We start from the raw sequence: 25,584 nt of genomic DNA, 5'->3' as shown, positions 1-25,584 counted from the left end.
TCTCAGGGGTAGCGCGCGTTGGCTTGGCATTGCAAGGGTCATGGCGCGGCCGATCGCATCAGGCGTTAGGGGTACGCTTCTTTAAGAGGCCTTGGGACAGGAAGGGAAACTAACCCCTAATTTGCATCCGCAACACCTGCCCAGCACGCGCGAAAGTCACCCGCCACATCCCCGGTCTGGTGTTTGCCACCGCGGACAGGGCTTCCACATCGTTCAACGTGACACCATTCACATCCAAAAGCACATCCCCCGGCAAAAGACCCAAACGTGCGGCAGGTCCAGACAGTGACATCAGGATCACCCCTTTCGACATCAGTGGCAAATCGTATTGATCAATCAAAGCCGGGGTGAGGTTTGCCACAACAAGACCCAAAAGAGGGCCAGAAGAAGAGATCGTAAGATCCTGTGTGTCACCCGTACCGGGGGCGGCAATAAGATCCAAATCCAGCGTAATAGCCTCGCCATGACGCATGGCACCCAGACGCACGGTTTGACCAATAGGAGAAATGGACAGGCGATATTCGAGATCGGAAGGCGACAAGACGGGCAACCCGTCCAAGGTCAAAACCACATCCCCGGCAGAGAGCCCAGCTTTGGCAAAGGGGGATTGCGGATGCAGCTCGGACAGGACCACGCCTTCGGGACGCGGCAGGCCCAGAGCCTCGGCCACGGCTTCGTCGACGGCTTGGGTGGTAACACCGGACCACGGGTGGATGAACGTGGTTTGCCCCGCTTTGGCTTGTCGGGTGAATTCACGCACGAGGTTGACGGGAATGGCAAAGCCGATGCCATTTGAGCCGCCAGAGCGGGACAGAATAGACGTATTGATGCCCACCAAACGGCCCGCCATATCGACCAAAGCGCCGCCGGAATTGCCCGGATTGATGGCCGCATCGGTTTGAATATAGGAGCCCGCGCCGCCCGGTATGGCACTGCCCGAACGGGCAAGACCGGAGACAATACCGGAGGACACGGTTTGACCGATGCCAAAGGGATTGCCGATGGCCAGAACCAAATCACCCACCTCCAAGGCGTCACTGTCGGCCAAAGGCAAGGCAGGCAGGTCGGCAGCACCATTCAAGCGCAGGACAGCGATGTCGGCATCTTTGTCGGCGAGGACAACAGTGCCCTCATATTCGCGTCGGTCATTGAGCACGACGCGGATGTCTGAGGCCTCGCCAACCACATGGTAGTTTGAGACCACAAGCCCCTCTTTTGAGACAATCACCCCAGAGCCGAGGGAGCGTTGAACCCGCTGGCGGGCAGGGCCGTTTTGGAAGAATTGCGAAAAGAACGGATCACCCGCGAAAGGAGACAAGCGATCTTGGACGACGCGAGAGGCATAGATATTGACCACAGAAGGGGAGGTTTCTTTGACCACTGGAGCAAAGGACAGTTGAATTTCGGCGCGGGTTTCGGGGATCTTTGGCGCGTCAGCCAAGGCGTTTTGCACCGGGTTTGAGACGGAAAGCACAAAAAGAGCGACCAAAAGAGCGCTGCGTTTCATTGCGGGACCTCGTGTCTAATGCGGGATGTGTATAAATGACGCGCCCTTTTGCCGCTTTGCAAGGTCTTGCCTGCGCCCACAGGCGGGAGTATCGAACACATTATGTTTACAGTTTGCGCTCTCTATCACTTCGCCCGCTTCGATGACCCGTCCGCTTTGCGGGGGCCGCTTTTGGACCTGTGCCTCGCGGAAGGTATCACCGGGTCGCTTTTGCTGGCCCGCGAGGGCATCAACGGCACCGTCGCAGGGCCGACGCCTGCGGCAATCGACCGTTTGGTGGCGCATATCCGCGCCCTGCCCGGCTGTGACGATTTTGAGTACAAACTCTCGACAGCGGCGGCGCAGCCGTTTGGCCGCATGAAAGTGCGGTTGAAAAAAGAGATCGTGACCATGGGACAACCGGATGTCGACCCGCGCGCGCGCGTTGGACACTATTGCGATCCGCACGAGTGGAACGAACTGATCTCCGCCGATGATGTGGCGGTGATCGACACGCGCAACGATTACGAATTTGGCATCGGCACGTTCAAGAACGCAATTGATCCGCAGACCAAGAGCTTTCGTGACTTTCCAAAATGGTGGGAAGAGAACAAAGACCGGTTTCACAACAAACGCATTGCTATGTTTTGCACTGGCGGCATTCGCTGTGAGAAATCGACCAATTTCCTGTTGGGTCAGGGGATTGAGGAGGTCTATCACCTTAAGGGCGGGATTTTGAAATATCTCGAAGAGATGCCCAAAGAGGAGAGTCTTTGGGAAGGCGAGTGTTTCGTTTTTGACGGTCGGGTGTCGATTGGACACGGGTTGACCGAGGGGCCGCATGAGCTGTGCCATGCTTGTCGGCGTCCGATTTTACCCGAAGACAAAGCACGGCCTGAATATGAAGAGGGCGTGTCCTGTCATCAATGTGTGGATGAAACGGATGAGGCGCGCAAAGAACGGTTCCGCGAGCGGCAACACCAGATTGCTTTGGCGAAAGCGCGCGGAGAAACTCATTTCAGACAAGAGGTTTGACATGAGTCGTTTTAAATCGCCAAAGGGGCACAACTTGTTCATCGTGACTGTATTTGGTTTTTTGGCTTTGTTGGCATGTGGCCTCGCCTTGGCTGACGGAACATCGAAAGGCAAGGACGTGACACAAATTTCATTCCATTGCGAGGCCGAGGGAAACCTCCAAGGCAGCGCCAACGACACTCTTTGTGATTTGGCTCTGACGGCCTTGAACGCATCGGGTATTGAGGTCACTCAGGCAACAGAAACAACGCAACTGACACGTCTAAACCTGACCATTCGACCAACCCAGCTCGGCCTTTCTATGCAAGCAACACTCAACGGATCAAAACGCGGCATTCAACATTTTGATCGAACCCTCTCTGTTGTAGATAAACAAGATGGCGACAAATCTGCGCTTTACTCGCGATTTTTTATGCGATTTTTTGCCGAAATTTTTGAATGACGCTCCTGCGAATGCGGCAAAATCAACCACGGAATTAGCATATTTTTGACGCGATTTTTTCTCCATCATCCAATATAGTCTCCTTAATATTTGCGATCATAACTTGGGCATTCGGGGTGTTTTATGTGTGAGATTTGTAGCCAATTCAGGCCGCTTGATGACGATTGCGTTTATCAAGAGGCCAGCCAATTTTTTTCAACCGTCATCGAAGGTGCCGATGCCGCGAGTAATGCTGGAACGGCGTATGATATTTCAGTCGGAGATACGTTCACGGGAGCGTTGTCGTCAGAGACCGATGTGGATTGGATTGAAGTTCACCTTGTCGCGGGCGAGAGCTATCAAATTAATCTAAATGGCAGCGCCAATTTCGTGGATTCAGTGCTCTATCTTTACAACAGCAATGGCACCATTGTGGGCTATAATGATGATGGCGGACCAGGGTATTATTCCGCCTTGTCCTACACAGCCTCATCAACCGGCACCTACTATATTGGCGTCGAAGCCTACCAATATGGGGCATCAAATTACGGCAGCTACTCCGTTGAACTGACGGAAATCGCGCCACCAGACGTCGCAACTGTGGAAGAACTCGCCACATATCTGACCAATGGATTTTGGGAAGATAATGGCGCAGCTCGACGCGCTTTCGATACGTCATCCTCAAATGTCATCACAGTCAATATTTCGGATTTGAATGCCACTGAACGGGGACTTGCACGGGCCGCGCTCGAGGCTTGGGAAATGGTCGCAGACATCACGTTTCAAGAAACCACATCCGCCGGTGCTGACATCACGTTTTACAATGATGAAAATGGGGACTCGACGTCCCTGAACGCCTATTCCACCTCGAGCGTCAGCGGGAACACGATTACATCCTCGGAAGTCATTATTTCCAGCGGCTGGGTCAATTCTTCGATGGGGGACGAAATCGGAACCTACGGGTTCCAGACCTATATCCATGAAATTGGCCATGCGTTGGGCCTTGGACACCAGTCAAACTACAACGGATCAGCAAGTTATCCCGCTGATGCCGATTTTATCAACGACAGCTGGCAATTGTCGATCATGTCCTATTTTTCGCAGGACGACAATACTGCGGTTGATGCGAGCTATGCCTCCCTTATCACGACCATGATGGCCGATATTTACGCCATCCAAGACCTCTATGGCGCAGCAAATGCGGGCAGTGCGACAGACGGCGACACGCGCTGGGGGGCAGGAACGGGTCTGAACAACTATTTGGGCGATATCATCGAAGACATTGCGGGCGGGGGCACCAACAGCTATTCGGGCGACCCTATTGCGTTTACGATTTTTGATGCCAACGGTGTTGATACAATTGACCTAAGCTTTTCGCCATATAACGACATGATCGACATGCGCGATGGTCAGTTTTCAAATGTAATCGGATTGACTGGCAATATTGGAATCGCTGTTGGCACGGTGATCGAGAACCTGTTTGCAGGATCTGGAAACAATACGATTTATGGCAACAGCGCAGACAACGAAATCCACGCGGGTGCCGGAAACGACGCCATCGAAGCCATGGGGGGTGACGACACAGTCTATGGCGATGCTGGCGAAGATACCGCCGACCTTGGCAGCGGCAATGACCGCTTTGATGGATCAACAGGTGACGCCTATGGCGATCTTGTCTATGGCGGTAGCGGCAGCGATACGATGGTTGGAGGCAACGGTGATGACGAATTCCGCGGCGAAGCTGGCTGGGATCGCCTCTACGGTGGAATCGGCAGCGACACGTTGGTCGGCGGAGACGGTCTTGACCGTCTCTATGGTCAGGACGACGATGACACGATTTACGGCGATGCCGGCGACGATCTCATTTATGGCGGAGATGGTGATGATTGGGTCTCTGGCGGGACCGACAATGACACCATCAACGGCGACGCGGGCAATGACACGCTTTTGGGCGGCGATGGCGATGACGAAGTCAACGGCGGAACCGGCAACGACACCATTTCTGGCAATGCTGGAATAGATACTCTCAACGGTGGAGACGGCAACGACATTATTTCGGGCGGGGCAGGTACTGATTATATCTACGGCGACGCCGGAGCGGACCGTGTGAACGGCGATGATGGAGGCGATTGGATTTCTGGCGGCGACGGTTGGGATCGCCTGTGGGGCGGAGATGGTGCAGACTATGTCTACGGCAATGACGGGGTCGACCGTCTGTATGGCCAAGATGGCAACGATACGCTCTATGGCGGCGCCGATGGTGACTATATGTATGGCGGGAACGACAATGACTTTCTCCGAGGAGAGGACGGCGCTGACATTATGACCGGCGATGCCGGTTTGGACACGCTTTATGGCGACGGCGGTGGAGATCGTATGTACGGCGGCACCCAAAATGACACGCTCATTGGCGGCGACGGTTGGGACCGCATCTATGGTCAGGATGGCGATGACGATCTCTCTGGCGATCAAGGCAACGATTATCTCTATGGCGGGCTGGGTGCGGATACCCTCAATGGGGGCACCGGAGATGACGTGCTACAGGGCAACGGCGGCAGCGACAGTTTTGTGTTTGACACGGATGCGCTTGGGTCGGATTTGATTCAAGATTTTGAGCTTGGTATCGACAGGCTTGAGCTGTCCGATGCTCTTTGGGATGGCGCAAACCTGACCGCAGCTCAGATTGTCGCGACATATGGCGGCGTCTCTGGCTCCGACATTATCTTGGATTTTGGCGACACCATCATCACTCTGAGCGGGCTCACGGACCTTAACGCGCTGTCTGCGGATATCAGCCTGATTTAACAAACTTTGGCATCCAGCATCCCATCAAAAAAACCATGGCACAATGAACGTCTTTGACCGTTGAGCCATGGAACATATTCCCTTGGCGCTACACGAAAGTCATATCAACCGCACCAATGTCTGCCTCGGTCAGGTTGAGCATAATAATCTGTGAATCCCCTCCATCTGGCGTGATGACGAGATACCCTTCGGTGCTAGTGAAATAGGCGATATCAGAGGCCTGAACCCCAACACCAAACTCCAAAACATCGACACCCAACTCAAAATCATTCACTGTATCTTTGCCAAAGTTTAGTGCAAAAACGAAACTGTCTACGCCTGTGCCACCGGTGAGAAAATCATCACCTGTGCCGCCATCAAGTCGGTCATTTCCGTCGCCTCCGTAGAGAAAATCGCGGCCACTTTCTCCGGCAAGGGAATCGTCATCTTCTTGCCCATATAGGCGATCCGAACCTACGCCGCCTGAAATCGCATCATTGCCAGTTCCACCGTAAAGGCGATCTGTCCCGTCATCTCCGAACAAAGAGTCGTTGTCTTCATTGCCAGAAATGATGTCATCTCCATCTCCACCGAAAACAGTATCATTGCCCAAACCGCCATAGAGGTAATCGGCGTCAAGACCACCATCAAGTGTATCATTGCCCTCTTGGCCATACAAACGATCTACGCCAGCCTCACCATAGATATGATCGTCTCCACCCCCACCCCAAAGGCGGTCCCATCCGTCACCGCCATAAGCGACATCATCGCCCGTCCCACCATCAATCCGGTCATTGCCGCCAGCCCCGTAGAGGTAATCTTTGCTGTCACCGCCCAAGAGCACGTCGTCTCCGTCTTGACCGTAAATTCGATCGCGGCCATCCCCACCTTCGATCCTGTCCGCCCCACTGCCGCCATAGATCCGATCCGCATCTGCATCTCCGTACAGCGTATCATCGCCTTCATTTCCGCTGATGATGTCATCGTCTGCGCCACCGTAAATCGTGTCGTTGCCAAGCCCGCCATAGAGATAGTCTGTCCCGGCACCACCATCGAGCATGTCATCGCCCTCTTGACCGTAAAGGCGATCCCAACCCTCCTCGCCAAACAACGAGTCGTTGTCAGCGCCGCCATAAATACGGTCAGATCCGGTACCGCCATAAAACACATCATTGCCGCCACCACCCGAGATCACATCGCGCCCAGAGCCACCATACACTGTATCACGCCCATGCGTGCCAGTTTGATCGTCATCATAGAATGTATCATCACCTTCACCGAGATACACAGTGTCCTGGCCGGAACCGCCATAGACGATGTCATTACCCTCCTCACCGAAAATTAAATCATACTGAGCATCGCCATAGATGATGTCGTCGCCTATTCCACCATAAATGGTATCAGCTCCATCGCCACCGTAGATGACATCATTGCCGTCTCCGGCATAAATGATGTCGCCCCCTGCACCCCCATCAAGCATATCATCGACGATAGACCCGGACAGGACATCTGCCTGTGTGCTGCCACTAATCATACCAGACGAGGCCAGCATTGGGCGGTGCGGTGTCACAAAAGCGGTAGCCATCAACTGATCGAAAGAAATATCGTATCCGTCGTGGGAATAGATATTGAGCTGTTCACCATCAATTATCAGGCAAATACCGCCGCTGAGATAGGACCACTCGACCGCGTCTGAGGTGTAAACCATCGGATAGGCGGAAAGATCGATCCGATCATATCCAAGGCGAAAGTCCGAGATCGTATCGGTGTCCCCATCACGGTCAAAAACAAAAACGTCGCGCCCATCTCCGCCTGCAAGCGTATCGGTCCCTGCCCCGTCGACCAAAATGTCATCACCACTGCCGCCAAGGATAGTGTCGTTTCCGGCACCACCATCCAAAAGCTGATTGCCACTTTGCCCCTGCACCGTATCGGCGCCACTGCCACCGTAAAAGGCGCCGGTCCATGCCACCGTATCAAACGAAAATTGAAGGAGGCCCGCCTGACTTTCCGAAGACAGATAAATCATAACTTGCCCACCATCTGAATCAACGACAAGACTGGCGGGATCATAGATTGGCATACCGGCATAGGCAGTCAGGCTTTCAACCAGAATAAGCCGACCCTCAGGTGTGAGGGTCAAGAGGCTTAGCCCATTGTCGGCCCCAGCTGCCACAATAAATGTCACTCCGTTGAGGTCGAAACTGTCTACATGGCTGGCGTTTGCAAAATTCGTATTGCTGGTATCTAGGACATGATCCACTGGGGCTAAATCGCCTGTCTCGGACAAACTAAACACGGTCAGAGACCCAGAGCCAGGAGAGGCGACCACAACATAGGTGGCCCCAGAAACGGTCACAGTGGTGAAATCTTCGGGCAGACCAAGTCCGACCTGATCCACAGCCCCGTGTACCGAAATAAGTGTTGCAGTCCCTGATGTTGGGTCAAACTGATAGGACCGCAGATTTGCGGAGGTTTGATCAAGCGCAAGAACGATCTGCGTGCCACCGATATCCAACACATCAATAGCGACGATATCACCTGTGAACAGCAATGAGCTTTGCATGCCGACAATGGTCGAGGGTGCTTCGGCAACATGAACATATTGCACGGACCCGTCGATCCCGACCGCAATCATGCCAGCACTGTCACCATCCTCTGAAACAGTCAAAAGCGCGCGCACGGTGGAGAAATCCACCGCAGAGCTTGGTAAAATAGTCGGTGATCCAATTCCCCCCTGGGTTCCAATACGATAAGCGTAAATATCGCCCGAAGACGAAGCTCCAACGATTGCATAGGTTCGCCCCGAGATTTCAACGAGTGCCGTTTGGCTCGTTTCAAGCGCACGCAAACCCCATCCAAACACCCGACTGTCGCACAGAGTCAGCGCACCGTTGTCAGCAATGGAATAGGTCGAAATGCCACCGGATGGGCCATTAAATGCGACCACGAACTGATGGTATTCCCCCTCATAGATTAACATTTCGGAGATGTCATAATCCAGACGATCATCGCCGGTCGCATCTGCACCCAAGTATCCAAACAATGGCATTGTCACACCCAAATTTCCCACGCGATCAGGGTGCGCCACTGGTGTTACTGAACCCTCAATCAATCCGGGCAAAATCTCGGCATCATCCGATTAGTTTAATCAAAATGCTCGCACTTGGAATGTCTCCACCGGATGGATAAGCTGCGAAATACAGACCAAAGAAGGACATCTGTGTGCCACCGAAGGTGTCAATCATCATGCCAGTTTACAATGCCGAAGCCTTTCTTGGGGCAGCGTTGCAATCTGTGTTGGATCAAACGGAGACCGATTGGGAACTCTGGGCTGTGGAGGATGCATCGTTAGATTTAAGTGATAAAATTCTTACAGAGTTTCAAAAGCAAACCTCACGCATCCATTTGATTAAAAATGAAAAAAACGAGGGTGCCGCAAAAAGCCGAAATGCCGCGCTCGAGCGCGCCCAGGGCCGTTGGATTGCCTTCCTAGATGCAGACGATATTTGGGCACCGGACAAACTGAAACGGCATTTGGCATTTCTTACGGCACAGAACGCTGTGTTTGGCGCGACGGATTATGGGGTGATTTCGCAAGAGGGCATTCAGCTTGCCCGCCGCATTGTGCCCGCGCGAAGTGATTTCAAGAAACTGCTCAAGGGCAATCCCATCGGCACATCGACAGTAATCATCGCGCGCGACACTTTGGGGGATTTGCGGTTTCCGGATTTGCATCGGCGTCAAGATTATGCCCTTTGGTTAAAACTGACGCAAAGAGGTGTCATATGCCATGGGCTGCACGCTCCTCTGACGCAGTATCGACGGCGCACAGGGTCTTTATCCGACAACCGTATGCGCGCCGCTTTGGCAACGTGGCAAGTCTACAGCACCCTACCAGAGATCAGCCGTATGAGAGCATTTATGGCCTATGGGACCTATCTTATCCGCACCAGCTTGAAACATCTCGGGCATGTTGATCACTGACGCTCCGGACAGCCGCCAACACTGAGACGCACTGTTTCACCAAGCGTCCCCAACCATAAGGCATACAGACCTAAAATGGCCTTGGCCTTACACGAAGCCGGGTGTTTGGCTTGTAAAAAGCGACCGGTTTCTCGCATGGGTGGAACAAAGGACATCAGCCCCCATGCGATACGACGCTGCACCGTGCCAGCGCGAATTTGACCACCGCGAATGCGGCGCGCCTTGGTGAACACCTCGCGAAATGTTGCGCGTGATGGGTGCCATACGCACGCGCTATTATCATAGGCTATGGCATGACCTTGTCCTCCGGCACGACGACAAAATTCCGCGTCACCACCAGACAGGCGAGTCTCATCAAATTCTCCAACTTGTTCAAACACCTTTCGTGCCACCGCAAGATTGGCACAAGCACCGTAACCGCGCGCCACATATCGGTGCTGCGGAATGCCACGCAGCATATCGTAACAGGACCACAGCGTTTCAGATTTTGGTGCATCCATATTGATCGCCCCGGCGACCAGCGGAACGTTACCCGATGTGAGGCGCGCCAAGAGCGCTTCAAGCCATGTGTGCTCGGGGCGACAATCCGCATCGGTAAATGCCAAAAAGCGCGCGCGCGCTTCTCTGAGCCCTGCATTGCGCGCGGCATATGAACCAGGTGTCAAACATGTGATCATTTTAACCGACACGGGCCAATCACAGTCATTCAAACCCTGCGGTGGTCTTTCGTTTGCGACGAGAATGATTTCAAACCGGGCAACCTCAAGGGTTTGTTGGCTGAGCGCCACAAGCAACGTCTCAAGGTAATCCCACTGTCGATAAATTGGCACTATCACCGAAACTTCAGGGGTGTCAGACATATATTAACCTCTTTGTCTCCAGATAAGACTAGGCTTTTCTATTTCAGAAACCTACCCTCGAGTTACGAATGTTGAGTTGCCCCTTATGAGTAACCCAAGTGCTCATGGGTAGAAGTTAAATAAAGGTATGCGCCTATGACAGATACTCATTTTGAACGCAGTAATGCGCGTATGGCTTTGAAAACCCGAAATGACACCGCGAATTGGGCGCATGTACATGATCGCCTTGTGCCACAGGCTTGGCCCAATCTACAGCCAACCTTCCGGATTGCTCCCGGAGCAAAGGTGTTCACTATCGGTAGCTGTTTTGCCCGCAACATCGAGGAACACCTATCCTTGCTCGGCTTTGAGTTGCCCACTCTTGAGTTTTCCGCGCCAGAAGCCGAATGGGGCGGATTACGCCGCAACGGTATTTTGAACAAATACACTCCGGCCACCGTCTGCCAAGAAATTGAATGGGCTGCAAAAATCTATGAACGTGGCACCGGATTTTTCGAAGACGACGCAAAAGAGATGCAGTTTGATACCCAAGATGGACAGGTGATCGACCTTCATTTGGGTGGGTTTATCCCGGTCAGCAAGGATCGATTTATCGAACGCCGGCGTGAAATCTATGACCTTTACGCCCATGCCTTTTCGGCAAATCTTGTCGCTCTGACTTTTGGTTTGACAGAAAGCTGGGTGGACCAGGACACTGGCCTGCATATCCATCAAGCGCCAGCAACACGCCAACTCCTGCGCGCAGCCACCCAGTACGATTTTGTCAATTTGGATTACGAGGCTTGCCTTTCTTACATGCGGCGCACCGTGCAAACGCTGAGGCGCATCAACCCCGAAATCTCTATCATCATCACCGTATCTCCCGTTGCTTTGAATGCTACGTTCACCGGTCGGGATGTCATATTGGCCAACGCATTGTCGAAATCCACACTCTGTGCCGCAACGGGTAAATTGGCGTCCGAATTTAAGAACTTAGACTATTTCCCGAGTTATGAAAATGCCACTCTATCCCCCAAACAGGATGCGTTTGAACCCGACTTGCGTCATGTGCGCGATGGGTTTGTCGGGAAAATCGTCAAACAATTGATCAAACACTATTTCGAAGTCCCCGATGATCTTTCGGCGCTGATCCAAGAGGCCGCAGTGGCACTGGGATCGAATCTAAGCCCAGATGAAACGAATGCCTTTACCGCTCTGGCTCAAGCCCGCCCAGCGTTCAAGAACCTCTCAGATGACCAACTCATTGTGTATCTGCGAAGCTCTTGGCGGCTGAAAGACAAAAAGGAAATTCGTAGAATTGGCCGCGAAATTATGACCCGCAACACACGCTTGCATCGCCATCTGCGCGCTGTTGCGCATATTTTTCCTCGCTGCGGACTTGACGAAGATTTGCGCACATATGCCCGTGCGGTATTGGCCAACGATGCCAGCAATCCGCTTGCACTCAAATGGGCCGAATGACGCGTCACCCCTCCAGAAGGTCAAGATAGGCCTGCGCGATACGATCCGGATCGAAACGATCCAATGGATCATCCTCGAACGTGTATGTGCGCTTAGGGTCGTCCAGCGCCTGAGCGATGGCACAGCAAAGTGCATTCGGATCATTGGGCGGAACCAAACGCCCATAGCGCCCGTGACCTAAAACCTCCGCAGGACCTGATGGACAGTCGGCGGCGATCACAGGGCAACACCACGCTAGGGCCTCAGCCAACACATAGCCAAAGCCTTCCCACAAAGATGTTGAGACCAACCCATCAGCTTTGCTTAAAAATCGCTCTGGCTGCACCTGGTGTCCAAGGAAGTCGATCTCTTCGGCGCATCCAAAGCTGTGGGCTACTGCCTCAAGCTGACTTCGCATCGGACCATCACCCAAAATCAAAAGCCGTACGGGACGCTGTTTGCGCAGATCAGTAAAGGCTTGCAAAAGCGTCATGTGGTCCTTTTGTTGAACCAGTCGGCCGATTGAAAGGAGAACGGGAATGCTTTTGTCTTTCAACCATGGATGTGGCGGCTCAGAGACGGCAGCTGAGCGATCGGCCCGTTTAACCGGATTATAGATAGTATGCACAGGTCTCGGGGCAGGCAAGAACGCCAGAGCTATATCTTCTGCGACACCATCGGACACGGCGACCAGACTATCGGCCCAGCGAGACGCAACAAAGGCGCTACGGACCAAAAGACGCGAGCCAACACCCCGGGTGGCATAGTCGCTGGATTGATGGGTATGAAAACTCCAGACCAATTTACATTTTTGATGTCCAGAAAGCGCGCGCGCCGCCATCATTAAGAGATCAATATAGGGGCGTGCTGAAATCACCGCGTCCGGGGTGTTTTGTGCCAAATATCGGGTAGCGGCGGGCAAGGCGTTGCGGGTTTTGGTGCCAGCTTGAATGACACGCAGCCCTTTGGGTAGCGCTACCTCCGTCATGACCTGACGCGTCACAAGCAGATCAACACAATGCCCTCGCGCCAACAATGCCTCTGCCAATATTAAAAATGCCGTTCTTATCCCCCCAGCGGTCAGGGCACCGGGGGCGAGGCAAATGTGATGGCGTTTGATCATGTCTCAGTCATAGTTTCGACAAATGCGCCGCGAGATGAATCAAAAATTCAGGATGCAGCGCGTCACCGAACAGATAGTCTTCACGCAGATCATTCGAAAACATCGGTGTCCCCTGTAGATCCGGAGGCATAAATTCACGTTTCAATAGCTCATTTGCATCCTCAAACTGTCGGTGAAAAGCCCGCATGTCCTCGAAACTTGTGTAGAGTGAACGTTTGGGCAGAGCAGCAAACAGCGGCGCAAGCGGCCCTGACAACAACGTGTCCACCTGTTTGCGCAGGGTCCTTTCGCTCGTCTGAGCCATATGCATCATGCGCTTCCACACCACAAGATCGGGTGGTAGGGCCGCATTGGTAAAAGGTGCGGGGAGCAGGTCATCTAAATTTGCATCAATCGCACGGCCAAAGGCGGCTAAAACATCTTTTTGACGCACCAGATCTTCAAACCGCAGCAACCGAAAAGCACCAAAGGCCTCTCGCCAGGCACGCGCTTGGCGCAGATAGTCAAACCGGGGCCAAAACGTCTCGCGGAACGTGGAAAAATCCCCACTATATCTGCTGGTCTTAACATGCTCTTGATACAGTGACATGCCGTAGTCTACTTGCCTGCGCACAGCCATGACGATTTCGACATCGGCCCCCACAAACTGATCACGCACATCGCGAATATAATCATTCCGAGCCACCCAATAGGCTTCGCCATTACGGGGAACCTTGCGGGGTTGGCCATTTGCGCCAAAGCCAACATGACGAAAGAATGGCTCAGCGCTCAGAATGGTCAAATCATAGTCTGCTGAACGCCGATGAACTTCTGCGAAAAAAGTTTCTGCTTGTTCCCGCGACAGTTCAGGGTGCGCCTTTGAAAACGCATTGACGATTCCGATATGCGCGTAGTGCGACTTTGCGCCAATCAGATCATAATCCGGATAGTAAATACCGCGCGCCTCAAGCTGTTCGCGATTGCGCGACAGCCCCTTTTGAAGCGAAGTGGTTCCGGTTTTATGCGTTCCGATATGTAAAATAATCCGCCCCATTCACGCCTCCAATACCAAGCGTTGATCAGTGCCCTGAATGGCTTGCTCCCAAAGTGCCAGAATAGATTGGGGGGAAAACCGTTCGATTTCTTTCAAGCCGGCGTCACCAAGGGCGGTGCAAAGCGCCGGATCACGCATCAACTTTGCCAATGATCCTGACAGATTTTTAGCCCGATCACCCGCTGCCGAGACGAAAAGACCCGACACTTGATCATGGACAATAAAGTTAAACCCAGAGCAATCCTCGAATCCGACCACAGGCAAACCGTGCGCAAGAGCCTCGGTAATCACAAGGCCGAAGCCCTCAAACTCGGCAGGATGAGCTAGGATTTTAGCACTCAGGTACTCTTTTTCAATCGCGTTGGTAGCACCACGTAAAATGACAGTTTCATCAAGCTGGAGCTGTTCGATCTGCTCTTTGAGTGCGGATTCCAACGGACCAACACCATAGATTTCGCAAATCCAATCGGGGAAATCATCTTTGAGATGGCTCCAAGCCTCAATCAGCAACCGATGCTGTTTTACATCCGCCAAACGCCCAACCGAAATCACCCGCTTTTTGCGTTTAGCCGCAGATAGACAAGCCGGATCCACCGGGTGCACCGCGTTGGGCATCACGATCAAACGCTCTTGCAACTCGTCATCAAACCAATCCCTAAACTCTGGCAACAAGATGCCAATCCCATCGAAATGCGCCAATGCCGCGCGGCGCAATTTACGGTCCACCGGATTTGGATCCCAACGGCCTGGATTATCGAAATCTTGTTCTGGCACGTTATGAAGGGATGCAAAGCGCCTTGTCTGATGCGAAAAATGCGCATGTCCCAACGCGGTCACCGCGGGCGGCAAAAAAGCGATCGCAACATCAGGTGCCGTCGCATCAATATGTGCCGCGAGACGACGGCGAAAACTCCCGTTTTGACTCCACCATTGCAGATGCGAGAGACCGGGAATGAAAAAGCGATTTCGGTGCAGCATAGATCGCACCCGACTCATCACACGCCAGACCTGCGATCTATTGTGATCACGGGGCCGAATATTGGAGAGTATGATGCCTTTGCGTAACGGATAAAACGGACGTTTGCCGCGCGGTTCATAGGTCACAATTTCAACCGCATAACCATGATCATACAGGGCATTGGCCGTTTCAATCAGCACACGCTCAGCCCCCCCACTGCGCAGGGCGAGTTTATCAATAATAAAACATAGGCGCGTTTTGCGGCACGGTGTCTGTCTCATTGCATCAAACCTTACCTCTGGGCCGACGATGCAACAATTCGCCCAAAAGACTCTCGGTGAAACGATCCAAATAGGCATCTGGTATGTCTGGATTGATTGTCAAACCCGCTTGCTCCAACACGTCAAGGCGCTTGGACAAAATGTCTATGGCCCGCGCGCGACCCAGGATAAATCCGAGATCCGCCAGTCTGGCCAGACAACCATCCGCAATCTGGTCGCATATCAGATTAAGCTGGGCATTGTGTATTGCAGAATGCGGAAGATCCTCGAGGAACAAAATCTCAGACGGCGCGATCTGGAGAGAGTCAAGCGCACCAAGAGCTTTGTCCAGCCGTGCGACCGACTGTGCCCGCATTGCCTCATCAAGACCACGAGTGCTCAGAACCCGTGAGGATATGTTTATAGTTGTGTCTGAAAGCTCTGCGGCCAATTTTTCCAAAAGGGCGCATAAAGATGCAAGATCCGAGCGATCCTCCAACACACCGGAAAAGATCAGAACCGGCACATCCCCAGCTTTATAATCAGCGCGCATTGCGAGTGCGGACGTTTCGACCCGACGATCCCCTGCGTGATCCAACAAGCGGTCGTGATAATATCGCCCTGCGCTGCGTGAATACCAAGGCATTTCAAACACGCGGTGAGTGTCGGGTAAAAACGTCTCAAAGGCGTCAACTTGAGTATGCCTTGGCAAGAGCAGCCTTTTCTCGCCAAAAATGATGCAAAGGTCCATTGTTCAGCCTTTTCGAAGAGATTTTTTAACGCGATGTGCGACGTAATATGGATCGGTGCGCAATGCGTCCACATGATAGGAAAGCGCACGCAAGCGATCGCCATTGCTTTTGGCAAAGCGTGCGGCCACGAAATCCGCCTTGGCCTTGGCGCGACGCACAAAACGGGGGCCCAACGCCTCAAGCGGGGCCCTATGTTTGTCAAAAATCGTCGTGTAGCATTTCCGGATTTCTGTCGCATTACGGCCAATGTCGGACTTAAAATAGCAACACAGCGGTTTTGCCGTATCTGTAGACACAAGGACGCCGCCTCCCCGCACAAAGGAGATAAAATAATCAAGATCCTGTAACCGTGTCAGACGTTCGTCAAAGCGATTGGCCATCATAAAAGAGGCGCGTGTGCCCAACAGAGTCCACAGATAGGCCCGCAACCGATCCCCTACAAAAAGATCGTGAAGTTGATTGCCCGTGGTGTCTTGTTTCACGGTTCGGCGCCGACGCCCCGTCCACTGCCAATCATAGTTACAGGTGACCCAAGTTGAATTCAAATCGGCTCCTTCATAGTCAAGTTTATAGAGACGATTGAACTGAGTTTGCAGTTTGGTCGGATACCAAACATCTCCAGCGTCTAACCAAGCCACAAAACGGGCGTCTGAGGCATCCAATAAAGTATTTCTGGCTTTCGGCCGCCCTTGATTTTCCGGACACCGGATCAATTCAATGTTCAGATCGCTGTCGATAATGACCTTTTCCGCACGGGACAATTGATCTTTGTCTGAACCATCATCCACCACAATCACACGCAAATCACCGCGCCACGTTTGATCCGCAACCGAACGAAGTGAAAAATCGAGTTGGTCGGCGTCATTATAGTGGGGGATAAGGACATCAAGCATTGTAAAAATCCATTGTGTTTGTAGCTGTGTACCGTTTTGACAACGTCAAAATCTCCTATTCCCCATAATCATTTGCCTTCATGTTGCCCTCATGAACGTCGATGGCATCACGTACATCGTCAAAAAAACGCAGATTTCCATTTTCAAGCACAGCCGCACAATCGCAAAGATCACGTACCATGCGCATATTATGGGACACGACAATTGCACCGGACTGTTTAAGCCGCTCACGCATGACAGCGCTGCTTTTTTGACGAAAAGCAGCGTCCCCAACAGAGGTCACCTCGTCGATAATATAGGTCTGAAACGGAATGCCGACGGATACAGCAAAGGCCAAACGCGCTTTCATGCCAGAAGAATAGGTGCGTATTGGCATATGAAAGTGATCTCCCAGTTCAGAAAAATCTTGGACAAAATCAGTTAATTCATCCGTATCTACACCATATACGCGCGCCACAAACCGAGTGTTTTGCGCTCCCGTCATGGCACCATGGAAAGACCCCGCATAGCCAACCGGCCAAGAGATCGTGCCATCAATCGTGACGGTTCCACTGTCCGGTTTGAGGTTGCCGGAAATGATCCGCAGGAGCGTGGACTTTCCGGCCCCGTTGCGTCCAAGCAACGCAAGGCTTCGATTGGACGGCAGATCCAAAGAGACACGATCAACAATATACTTTAAACGCCCCCGTGTTCGATAAGCTTTGGTCAGGTTCTCCAATCGAACCATTTCACGCTCTTTCTCGCAGCGAATAATAGACGAGTGCGCCGACGAGCCATGTAAAGAAGCAGAAGAATCCCGTCAGCAGCGTATTTAGAAATCGCTTGGGGTATTCAGAGGTTTCGGCCAAAGTAGGCTGGACATGCGCCGTAAGATATCGGCTTTGTCGCTGTGCCTCAGCCTGTGCGGAATCTAGGTTTGCGAGCGCCTGAATATAGGCCTGCTCGGCGAATTCGACATCCACATTCAATTCCTCAAACCGGCCAATCAATTGCGGATAAGCATCGGCATCATTGACATCAGATCGGCCAAACTGTCCCCGTTGCAATTTGATTTGTTGTTCGATCACATCAATTTTGCGGTCCAGTTGATCCAATCTAGGATCAGGCCGCGTGGCCGTCAGTTCAACGAGACCGCGGTCAATCAAAGCGCCAGTCAACTGTTCCTGCAAAGATGAAATCACCCCCATTTGACCTTGGAAATCCAAACTCGGATCAATGATTTGCGTTTCGTTTCGAAACTCAGCCAGCAATCGGCGCGCATTTTTAAGGCGCTCCACGGAGTGAATCAGTTCATCATTGGCATAGCGCGTTGCATCGGCTTGAGCGGTATCTGAAAGTTCGTTGATCATTGCTCCACTGCGGGCGAACGCCGCCTCTGCAATTGTCTTCGCCTCATTTGGAGTAAAGGCCCTCACCGACAGCTCAATAATACCAGAACCGCTTTCATATGAAATCTCAATCATCCGATTCCAGTAGGCGACCAACTCTTCAATCGTTGCGTCCGCATTCAGACAAAAGAGTGGGTCCGCTGTGCCCTTTGGGCAGAGATACTTGGTTTTAATATCAATTTCCGCATTGATATCTGACACAATCTGAGAGCTTTGCAGAAAAGCATAGAGGATTTCGGCATCCATCGTGTCAGCTCCACCTAAGGTGCTGATCCCACCCAAGAGTTCCAAAGCCGGCGGTGTCTGCGCACTGCGTACGGAAAATGCGACTTCCGACACATATTGGTCGCGGGCAATCACACCCATATACAGACCCACAAGAAAAGTGGGGATAATCACACAAAGAACAAAGGACAGCGTCAGATTGATATGTCGGCCTTTGAAGCTGGCGGGACGCGCAACAGGCCTTACGATGATCTGTGGTTCTGCGACACTGGGCTTAGGCTGAGCTTTACCTCTCCTCCTCGCTCTGGCACGCTTTGGGGACTCTTGTTCTGACAATCTGCACGCGCCCTTTGTCCCGCTAAACACTTATCTGATCCTGTATTTATCCCAACCGGACCTACAAGCCAAGGTTGAACCAAGAAGGTTAACACTATCTTATTAGAATTGTGAAACCTTGTGCCCAACGTGAAAGAGAGCCTGTGACGACCCCAATTCAACATTCCACTCTCAGACGCTCAAGCGCGGCGATTGGAGCACTGATCATCCGTGAGATGAGTTCGAATTACGGTAAATCGCCGGGCGGGTATATCTGGGCCGTGTTGGAACCCGTCGCCGGCATCACTCTTATGACGCTGATGTTTTCTTTCATCTTCCGTCAACCTGCTCTCGGCACACATTTTGCTTTGTTCTATGCCTCAGGCATGTTGCCATTTACGATGTATCGGGACTTGTCGTCGAAAATCGGAAAATCATTGGCCTTCAGTGAAAAGTTGCTGTCCTACCCGGCGGTCACATTCATGGACGCCATTCTGGCGCGGCTTATCCTAAATCTGTTGACCCAAATCCTAATCGTGATCGTGATCATTGGTGGCATCATACTGCTGGAAAATGTTCGTGTAACCATAGATTTCAAATGGGTTTTCCTGTCTTTCTTTGCGATAACGGTAATCTCCTGCGCACTCGGCGTTATCAATGCTGTCTTGTTTGCAAAGTTTCCCATTTGGGAACAGCTCTGGGGCATCTTGAACCGTCCAATGTTCCTATTGTCGACGATTTTCTACCTCTTCGAAAGCGCGCCAGAACCATTCCAATCCTTGTTGTGGTTCAACCCGCTGGTCCACGTTGTCGGCCTTATGAGACGGGGCCTTTACTCAACATATGACGCGACCTTTGTGTCTTTGCCTTACATATTCGGCCCGGCACTGGTGCTATTGGCCTTTGGCCTTTTGATGTTGCGGCAGCATCAGAATAGAGACTAACGCCCACGTCCCGCCAAAAGCAGAACGTGGGCGTTTGCCATTAATAGACCTTGATCCATTTTCGGACCCCGCCTTAGTCGGCGTTTATGATCTTTCGCGGAGCAAAGCTATCCGCTCGCCATTGCCCTCAGGCGAATGGCGGGGGCGCCATTCATCAGTGCCCACGTACAAGGGAGCCCAATAGACATGCTACGCGTCGAGGTTTTCGACGTTGAGCGCGTTGTCTTGAATGAACTCGCGGCGCGGCTCAACAACATCCCCCATCAACTTGGTAAAGATGTCATCGGCCTCGGCGAGGTCTTCGATTTTGACCTGCAACAAGGTGCGGGCCTCTGGATCAAGCGTGGTTTCCCAAAGTTGATCCGGGTTCATCTCACCCAGACCTTTGTAGCGCTGAAGCGACAGGCCCTTTTCGCCCTCTTCAAGGATGGCGTTCAACAGTTCGATCGGACCGTGGATCAGCGTTTCGCGATCCTTACGCACAAGGCGCGACGGATCTTTGAACACACCGTTGGTGGCCGCAACCTCTTGGTTGATCCGGCGCGCTTCGCCGCCACGCAGGATCGCACCATCAAGGGTGCGCACCTCTTCGACGCCTCGCAGAACGCGGGTCAAACGGATACCGACATCTTGGGTCGGACGACCTGTCCAGCCGCGCTCAAATTCACGCGCGATCATATCCAAACGACGCGCCACCATATCGGCAGTGCCTGACAGATCGGCGTCCACGCGACCCGGCTCAAACGCCCCGGCAAGAGCCGCTTGTTCGATGATGTGGCGCGGGTAATGCGTTGGGAAGGCTTCCAAAATCCGCTTGAACGTGCGTGCGCCCTCGACCACACGTGCCAAATCCGCCCCGGCAATCTCTTCGCCGGATTTGAGGCGCAACACTGCCCCGTCAACACCTTGTTGGATCAGATATTCTTCCATCGCCGCTTGGTCTTTGAGGTACACCTCAGACTTGCCGCGCGCGACTTTGTACAGCGGCGGCTGAGCGATAAACAGGTGACCGGCTTCGATCAACTGCGGCATTTGGCGGAAGAAGAAGGTCAACAACAGCGTCCGAATGTGGGCACCATCGACATCCGCATCGGTCATGATGACAATCTTGTGGTAGCGCAGTTTTTCAAGTTTGAACTCGTCGCGCCCGATGCCCGTGCCCAGCGCCATGACAAGGTTGCCGATCTCCTGAGAGCCCAGCATCCGGTCAAACCGCGCGCGCTCGACATTGAGGATTTTACCTTTGAGCGGCAAAATTGCCTGTGTCCGACGGTCCCGGCCCGTTTGGGCAGAACCACCAGCGGAATCACCCTCGACGAGGAAGACTTCGGTTTGCGACGGGTCTTTTTCCGAACAATCTTTGAGTTTGCCGGCAAGGAAATTCACATCAAGCGCCGATTTGCGGCGAGTCAGATCGCGTGCCTTACGCGCCGCTTCGCGGGCCTGTGCGGCCTCGACGATCTTGCTGACGATGACCTTGGCTTCACGCGGGTTTTCATCCAGCCACTCGGTGAGTTTTTCGCTCACAAGGTTTTCAACCGCAGGACGCACCTCAGAAGACACCAATTTATCTTTGGTCTGGGACGAGAATTTCGGATCCGGCACTTTGACCGACAAAACACAGGTTAGACCTTCGCGTGCGTCATCGCCGGTGAAGGTGATCTTTTCGCGTTTGGCAATGCCGGAATCGGCGGCATATTTGGTCAGCGTCCGGGTCAGCGCGCCACGAAAGCCCGCCAAATGGGTGCCGCCGTCGCGTTGCGGGATGTTGTTGGTAAAGGGCAGCACGTTTTCATGGTAGCTGTCGTTCCACCACATCGCGACCTCAACGCCAATGTCATCCCGTTCGCCTGTGACGAAAATCGGCTCGGGCATCATCCCAGATTTATGGCGGTCAAGATATTTGACGAATTCCTTGACGCCCCCCTCATAAAACAGCTCGGCTTTGAGCGGGTCGGCGGGACGGTGATCCTCAAGAATGATCCGAACGCCAGAGTTCAAAAACGCCAATTCGCGCAGACGCTTTTCCAACGTGTCAAAGGAGTAATCGAGGTTGGAGAACGTGCCGACCTCAGGATCAAGCGTTTTGGCCGACGCCATGAACCGCACCTCTGTGCCGGTTTCATCGCCCGCATCCCCGATCACCTTGAGGTGCTCAACGGTATCACCACGCTCAAACCTCGCTTGGTGGATTTTGCCGTTGCGCCAGACTTTCAGTTCAAGCCAGTCAGACAAAGCGTTCACAACCGACACCCCCACGCCGTGCAGACCGCCGGAAACCTTGTAGGAATTGCTGTCGAATTTGCCGCCCGCGTGGAGTTGGGTCATGATGACCTCAGCGGCCGAGACACCCTCTTCGTGGTGCATGTCGGTTGGAATACCCCGACCGTTGTCGCGCACCGAAACCGAGCTATCTTTGTGGATAATGACGGTCACATAATCGGCATGACCAGCCAAAGCTTCGTCAATCCCGTTATCCACCACCTCATAGACCATGTGATGCAGACCAGAGCCGTCGTCAGTGTCCCCGATATACATACCGGGACGTTTGCGAACGGCTTCTAAGCCCCTGAGAACCTTGATGGAATCTGCACCATATTCGGAGGGATCGTGTGGCGTATCGGACATGCGGAGTACCTTGTTATTTCTTGATCAATTTATACGCGACCACAGGAGGGATGTCACGCAATTGACACGAGAAAAGGGCGGTTTCCGGCTCAGACGAAGGGGATCACCAAAGCGACGAAAATCAACAGGCTGCCAGCGCCGATATTCATCCGCCTGAGCGCGTGCGGCGAAGTCATAATCTTGCGCACAGCACCAACAGAGACCCCCAAAATCAAGTTGCCGACCAGCGGGATCAATGCCGAGACCACACAAATCGCCACGATGTCGGGGGTCGCGAGGGTGGACAGGTCAAAAAAGCCCGGCAAGAAGCCCATGTAGAACAAGATCGCTTTGGGATTTCCGATAATGCAAATCAGCCCCGCGGCGAAACCGGCCCACATTCCGGGGCGTGTAAGGCGGCTGTCAGCGGCAATTTGTTTGTCGGCATAGCGGATCAACATCCCCCCATGAACAGAAACATCGCCACCGCGACCCATCTGAGCACGGTCAAAAAGCCGCTAAACTCGGATACGATCCAAGACACGCCCAGGATCGCCAACAGCGACCACAGCACATCACCAAACACCACGCCCAATGCCAAAGGCCAGGCCGCCTTGAACCCGCCCGACAGCGCGCGGGCCAACATCGCCAACCACACCGGGCCGGGGGTCAGAAACAGCGCCAAAAGGGCAATGGCGTAGAGGCCAAGATCGCCAAATGCGATGGTCATAGACTCTCTTTCAAAAGGGACGATCCGCCCTCCTCAGAGACCTCATATTGGGCGGCACGCCCGTCGAGTTCTGCGAAAAGTTCAGGACCGGTTCCGGTCATAAATGCCTGAGCGCCCAGCGCGCAGATTTCATGATAGAGCGCGGCGCGACGGTTGGCGTCAAGATGGGCCGCAACCTCGTCGAGCAGAAAGATTGGCGCAGCGCCAAAGTCTTGGGCCAAGGCGCGCCCATTGGCGAGGATCAGCGAGATCAAGAGCGCCTTTTGCTCCCCGGTCGAACATTGATCGGCAGACACATCTTTGGCCATGTAAACCGCCGCCAAATCGGCGCGGTGGGGCCCTATCAATGTACGTCCGGCATGCATGTCGCGCGGCCGATTGTCGGCAAAAGCGGCCAGCAAATCAGCGCGCTCCACCGGCAAAGGCAGATCATCGGAGGCCTTCAGCGTCAAATGCGCCGCGGGAAAGGCGGTTTCGGCCCCCTCCTGCGCCCGCGCCAAACGATCAAGTGCATACAGGCGATTGGCCATGATCGCCGCACCTTGATCGGCCATTTGCGCCTCAAGCGCGTCATACCAATGCGCATCGCGCACCATGTCTTTGAGCAAGCGATTGCGATCCCGCATCGCCTTTTCATATGACAACACGGCCTCCGCATGGCGCGGCTCAAACGACATCACCATCCGGTCCAAAAACCGTCGCCGCCCCTCAGGCGCTTCGATCCAAAGTCGATCCATCGCCGGGATCAGCCACACCACGCGGGCAACCCGCCCCAACGCCACCTGCGGCGCGGATTTCCCGTCGATCCGCACAGTGCGCGCGGAGCCCGGTTCAGCCCAGGTTTCCAACTCATGCATGTGATGCAGAGAGACGAGATCGGCACGAATTTTCCAACCGACTCCGGTGGATTTATGCCCGATCTCATCCGGCGCGGCGCGGCGCAGGCCCCGCCCCGGCGACAACAAAGACACCGCCTCAAGAATGTTGGTTTTGCCCGCGCCATTGGCACCAAAAATCGCAACAGGCCGCCCGTCCAATTCAAGACGTGCGGCCCGGTGAGAGCGAAAATGCGACAGGCTCAGCTCTTCGATATAGAGACGGCCCATTGCTGCTCACTTGTGTTTCAGGTGGTTGAACGGCTCAAACCCGCATCGGCATGACGACATAGACGGCAGAGGTGTCATTGCCTTCGCGCATCAAGGTCGGATCGCCCGAGGAGTTGAACAAGAACACCGCATTTTCACGGTCCACTTGCGAAGCAATTTCGAGCAAGTATTTGGCGTTAAATCCAATTTCCAAGCGCTCGTCATTATACGCCACAGCCAGTTCCTCCTCAGCGGCCCCTGAATCCGGGGCGTTCACTGAGAGGATCAGCTTGTCTTCTTCGAGGGTCAATTTGACTGCACGCGAACGCTCAGAGGACACGGTGGCCACACGGTCAACCGCCTTGGCAAAATCCGCCGCATCGACTTCGAGTTTGCGCGTATTGCCAACCGGGATCACCCGCGTGTAATCCGGGAAGGTGCCGTCGATGACCTTAGAGGTCAGAGTGATTTCTGGCGTGGCAAAGCGTACTTTCGCCTCCGACACGGAGACCGCGATGGTCATGTCGTCATCGTCCAACAGCTTGCGCAATTCGCCCACCGTTTTGCGCGGAACGATCACGCCGGGCATCTCGGCAGCTCCGTCGGGGAGCACAGCATCAATGCGCGCCAACCGGTGGCCATCGGTCGCGACACAGCGCAGAGATTTGCCATTTTCGCTATCAGCGATGTGCATGAACACACCGTTGAGGTAATAGCGGGTTTCTTCGGTTGAGATAGCGAATTTCGATTTGTCGAACAGGCGGCGCAACACCGGGGCAGGAATCGCGAAATTGCTGTCATATTCAGAAGAGGCCATCATCGGGAAGTCTTCTTTGGGCAATGTCGCCAAAGAGAAATTCGACCGACCGGCCTCAACCGTCAAACGACCATTGGTGCCATCATCGGTGAGCTGAACCATTGCGCCATCAGGCAATTTGCGCACGATCTCGTGGAGCATAACGGCAGAGACCGTCGTGGCCCCGGCGCGTTCGACCATGGCGTTGCATTTGTCCACCACTTCGATGTCAAGATCGGTGGCGCGGAAGGACACCGTGTCGCCCTCAGCCTCAATCAAGACATTGGCGAGGATCGGAATGGTGTTCCGACGCTCAACGACGGATTGCGCTTGGCCGACGGCTTTCAAAAGCGTGCCGCGTTCGATGCTGATTTTCATGCCACCCTCGTAGAATTCATAAGCCGGGGAGTTGAGCCTAAACCATTCATCCCCGGGCGCAAGATATTGTTTAACGGGACTGTG

At 53.6% G+C, this 25,584-nt stretch carries 19 protein-coding genes and 1 pseudogene; 6 read left to right on the top strand and 14 right to left on the bottom strand.

Features of this window, described 5'->3' with window-relative positions:
* Positions 1 to 109: 109 nt before the first annotated feature.
* Positions 110 to 1,507, bottom strand: a complete 1,398-nt coding sequence (locus DA792_RS17170; protein ID WP_107721438.1) for a trypsin-like peptidase domain-containing protein — start codon at positions 1,505 to 1,507, stop codon at positions 110 to 112.
* Positions 1,508 to 1,609: 102 nt separating this feature from the next.
* On the opposite strand from DA792_RS17170, the gene trhO reads away from it, so the two are divergent.
* The 3 genes from trhO (at position 1,610) to DA792_RS17155 (ending at position 5,747) form a co-directional block, all read left to right on the top strand.
* Positions 1,610 to 2,521 (top strand): oxygen-dependent tRNA uridine(34) hydroxylase TrhO, encoded by a 912-nt coding sequence (trhO, locus tag DA792_RS17165; RefSeq protein WP_107722752.1) that lies wholly within the window; start codon positions 1,610 to 1,612, stop codon positions 2,519 to 2,521.
* A gap of 1 nt (position 2,522) precedes the next feature.
* The gene (locus DA792_RS17160; RefSeq protein WP_107721436.1) at positions 2,523 to 2,963 is read left to right on the top strand and encodes a hypothetical protein; all 441 of its coding nucleotides are present in this window, start codon (positions 2,523 to 2,525) and stop codon (positions 2,961 to 2,963) included.
* Between the two features lie 123 nt (positions 2,964 to 3,086).
* Positions 3,087 to 5,747, top strand: coding sequence for a M10 family metallopeptidase C-terminal domain-containing protein (locus tag DA792_RS17155; RefSeq protein ID WP_107721434.1), 2,661 nt, complete (start codon positions 3,087 to 3,089; stop codon positions 5,745 to 5,747).
* A gap of 88 nt (positions 5,748 to 5,835) precedes the next feature.
* Here the strand turns inward: DA792_RS17155 and DA792_RS17150 are convergent, their stop codons facing one another.
* On the bottom strand, positions 5,836 to 8,778 hold the full coding sequence (locus tag DA792_RS17150) for a calcium-binding protein (RefSeq protein ID WP_159075309.1): 2,943 nt from the start codon (positions 8,776 to 8,778) through the stop codon (positions 5,836 to 5,838).
* Between the two features lie 173 nt (positions 8,779 to 8,951).
* On the opposite strand from DA792_RS17150, the gene DA792_RS17145 reads away from it, so the two are divergent.
* Entirely contained in the window at positions 8,952 to 9,713 is a 762-nt protein-coding gene (locus tag DA792_RS17145) for a glycosyltransferase family 2 protein (RefSeq protein ID WP_107721430.1), read from the top strand.
* Here the strand turns inward: DA792_RS17145 and DA792_RS17140 are convergent.
* Positions 9,707 to 10,573, bottom strand: coding sequence for a glycosyltransferase family 2 protein (locus DA792_RS17140; RefSeq protein ID WP_107721428.1), 867 nt, complete (start codon positions 10,571 to 10,573; stop codon positions 9,707 to 9,709). The two genes, DA792_RS17145 and DA792_RS17140, sit on opposite strands and share 7 nt — an antisense overlap.
* 135 nt (positions 10,574 to 10,708) lie before the next feature.
* Here DA792_RS17140 and DA792_RS17135 point away from each other — a divergent pair, with 135 nt between their 5' ends.
* Positions 10,709 to 12,034, top strand: coding sequence for a GSCFA domain-containing protein (locus DA792_RS17135; RefSeq protein WP_107721426.1), 1,326 nt, complete (start codon positions 10,709 to 10,711; stop codon positions 12,032 to 12,034).
* A 4-nt stretch (positions 12,035 to 12,038) separates the two neighbouring features.
* Here DA792_RS17135 and DA792_RS17130 read toward each other — a convergent pair whose 3' ends face one another.
* The 7 genes from DA792_RS17130 to DA792_RS17100 are packed head-to-tail and all read right to left on the bottom strand — an operon-like array spanning position 12,039 to position 18,786.
* Positions 12,039 to 13,136: a glycosyltransferase gene (locus DA792_RS17130; protein ID WP_107721424.1), complete on the bottom strand. Its 1,098-nt coding sequence runs from the start codon at positions 13,134 to 13,136 to the stop codon at positions 12,039 to 12,041.
* 7 nt (positions 13,137 to 13,143) lie between these two features.
* Positions 13,144 to 14,169, bottom strand: a complete 1,026-nt coding sequence (locus DA792_RS17125; protein WP_107721422.1) for a hypothetical protein — start codon at positions 14,167 to 14,169, stop codon at positions 13,144 to 13,146.
* On the bottom strand, positions 14,170 to 15,408 hold the full coding sequence (locus DA792_RS17120; RefSeq protein ID WP_159075306.1) for a glycosyltransferase: 1,239 nt from the start codon (positions 15,406 to 15,408) through the stop codon (positions 14,170 to 14,172).
* 4 nt (positions 15,409 to 15,412) lie between these two features.
* Positions 15,413 to 16,138 carry a hypothetical protein gene (locus DA792_RS17115; RefSeq protein ID WP_107721418.1) on the bottom strand — a complete coding sequence of 242 codons (726 nt, stop codon included), beginning with the start codon at positions 16,136 to 16,138 and terminating at the stop codon, positions 15,413 to 15,415.
* A gap of 3 nt (positions 16,139 to 16,141) precedes the next feature.
* Complete coding sequence (locus tag DA792_RS17110; RefSeq protein ID WP_107721416.1) at positions 16,142 to 17,032, bottom strand: glycosyltransferase family 2 protein; 891 nt, start codon at positions 17,030 to 17,032, stop codon at positions 16,142 to 16,144.
* A 55-nt stretch (positions 17,033 to 17,087) separates the two neighbouring features.
* The gene (locus DA792_RS17105) at positions 17,088 to 17,759 is read right to left on the bottom strand and encodes an ABC transporter ATP-binding protein (protein WP_107721414.1); all 672 of its coding nucleotides are present in this window, start codon (positions 17,757 to 17,759) and stop codon (positions 17,088 to 17,090) included.
* 1 nt (position 17,760) lies between these two features.
* Positions 17,761 to 18,786 (bottom strand): sugar transporter, encoded by a 1,026-nt coding sequence (locus DA792_RS17100; protein ID WP_107721412.1) that lies wholly within the window; start codon positions 18,784 to 18,786, stop codon positions 17,761 to 17,763.
* 305 nt (positions 18,787 to 19,091) lie between these two features.
* On the opposite strand from DA792_RS17100, the gene DA792_RS17095 reads away from it, so the two are divergent.
* Positions 19,092 to 19,904, top strand: coding sequence for an ABC transporter permease (locus DA792_RS17095; protein WP_217621083.1), 813 nt, complete (start codon positions 19,092 to 19,094; stop codon positions 19,902 to 19,904).
* Between the two features lie 189 nt (positions 19,905 to 20,093).
* Here DA792_RS17095 and gyrB read toward each other — a convergent pair whose 3' ends face one another.
* From gyrB to dnaN, 4 genes and pseudogenes are all read right to left on the bottom strand, one after another.
* Entirely contained in the window at positions 20,094 to 22,532 is a 2,439-nt protein-coding gene (gene gyrB, locus DA792_RS17090; RefSeq protein WP_107721408.1) for a DNA topoisomerase (ATP-hydrolyzing) subunit B, read from the bottom strand.
* Between the two features lie 89 nt (positions 22,533 to 22,621).
* A pseudogene (locus tag DA792_RS17085) lies at positions 22,622 to 23,241 on the bottom strand (LysE family translocator).
* Positions 23,238 to 24,347, bottom strand: coding sequence for a DNA replication/repair protein RecF (recF, locus tag DA792_RS17080; RefSeq protein ID WP_107721406.1), 1,110 nt, complete (start codon positions 24,345 to 24,347; stop codon positions 23,238 to 23,240). The pseudogene DA792_RS17085 and the gene recF overlap by 4 nt, the downstream one beginning before the upstream one ends.
* Before the next feature lie 34 nt (positions 24,348 to 24,381).
* Entirely contained in the window at positions 24,382 to 25,500 is a 1,119-nt protein-coding gene (gene dnaN / locus DA792_RS17075; protein ID WP_107722751.1) for a DNA polymerase III subunit beta, read from the bottom strand.
* Positions 25,501 to 25,584: the final 84 nt, after the last annotated feature.

Source organism: Celeribacter baekdonensis (assembly GCF_003047105.1).
Taxonomy (GTDB): domain Bacteria; phylum Pseudomonadota; class Alphaproteobacteria; order Rhodobacterales; family Rhodobacteraceae; genus Celeribacter; species Celeribacter baekdonensis_B.
Note: the sequence above shows the minus strand (reverse complement) of the source record. Positions and strands in the feature narration are given on the sequence as shown.

What these genes read in the sequence shown, in the direction of transcription:
- DA792_RS17170 (WP_107721438.1), bottom strand. Translation starts at nt 1,507, where the DNA reads ATGAAACGCAGCGCTCTTTTGGTCGCTCTTTTTGTGCTTTCCGTCTCA.
- trhO (WP_107722752.1), top strand. Translation starts at nt 1,610, where the DNA reads ATGTTTACAGTTTGCGCTCTCTATCACTTCGCCCGCTTCGATGACCCG.
- DA792_RS17160 (WP_107721436.1), top strand. Translation starts at nt 2,523, where the DNA reads ATGAGTCGTTTTAAATCGCCAAAGGGGCACAACTTGTTCATCGTGACT.
- DA792_RS17155 (WP_107721434.1), top strand. Translation starts at nt 3,087, where the DNA reads ATGTGTGAGATTTGTAGCCAATTCAGGCCGCTTGATGACGATTGCGTT.
- DA792_RS17150 (WP_159075309.1), bottom strand. Translation starts at nt 8,778, where the DNA reads ATGCCATTGTTTGGATACTTGGGTGCAGATGCGACCGGCGATGATCGT.
- DA792_RS17140 (WP_107721428.1), bottom strand. Translation starts at nt 10,573, where the DNA reads ATGTCTGACACCCCTGAAGTTTCGGTGATAGTGCCAATTTATCGACAG.
- DA792_RS17135 (WP_107721426.1), top strand. Translation starts at nt 10,709, where the DNA reads ATGACAGATACTCATTTTGAACGCAGTAATGCGCGTATGGCTTTGAAA.
- DA792_RS17130 (WP_107721424.1), bottom strand. Translation starts at nt 13,136, where the DNA reads ATGATCAAACGCCATCACATTTGCCTCGCCCCCGGTGCCCTGACCGCT.
- DA792_RS17125 (WP_107721422.1), bottom strand. Translation starts at nt 14,169, where the DNA reads ATGGGGCGGATTATTTTACATATCGGAACGCATAAAACCGGAACCACT.
- DA792_RS17120 (WP_159075306.1), bottom strand. Translation starts at nt 15,408, where the DNA reads ATGAGACAGACACCGTGCCGCAAAACGCGCCTATGTTTTATTATTGAT.
- DA792_RS17115 (WP_107721418.1), bottom strand. Translation starts at nt 16,138, where the DNA reads ATGGACCTTTGCATCATTTTTGGCGAGAAAAGGCTGCTCTTGCCAAGG.
- DA792_RS17110 (WP_107721416.1), bottom strand. Translation starts at nt 17,032, where the DNA reads ATGCTTGATGTCCTTATCCCCCACTATAATGACGCCGACCAACTCGAT.
- DA792_RS17105 (WP_107721414.1), bottom strand. Translation starts at nt 17,759, where the DNA reads ATGGTTCGATTGGAGAACCTGACCAAAGCTTATCGAACACGGGGGCGT.
- DA792_RS17100 (WP_107721412.1), bottom strand. Translation starts at nt 18,786, where the DNA reads ATGGGTGTGATTGCCCGCGACCAATATGTGTCGGAAGTCGCATTTTCC.
- gyrB (WP_107721408.1), bottom strand. Translation starts at nt 22,532, where the DNA reads ATGTCCGATACGCCACACGATCCCTCCGAATATGGTGCAGATTCCATC.
- recF (WP_107721406.1), bottom strand. Translation starts at nt 24,347, where the DNA reads ATGGGCCGTCTCTATATCGAAGAGCTGAGCCTGTCGCATTTTCGCTCT.
- dnaN (WP_107722751.1), bottom strand. Translation starts at nt 25,500, where the DNA reads ATGAAAATCAGCATCGAACGCGGCACGCTTTTGAAAGCCGTCGGCCAA.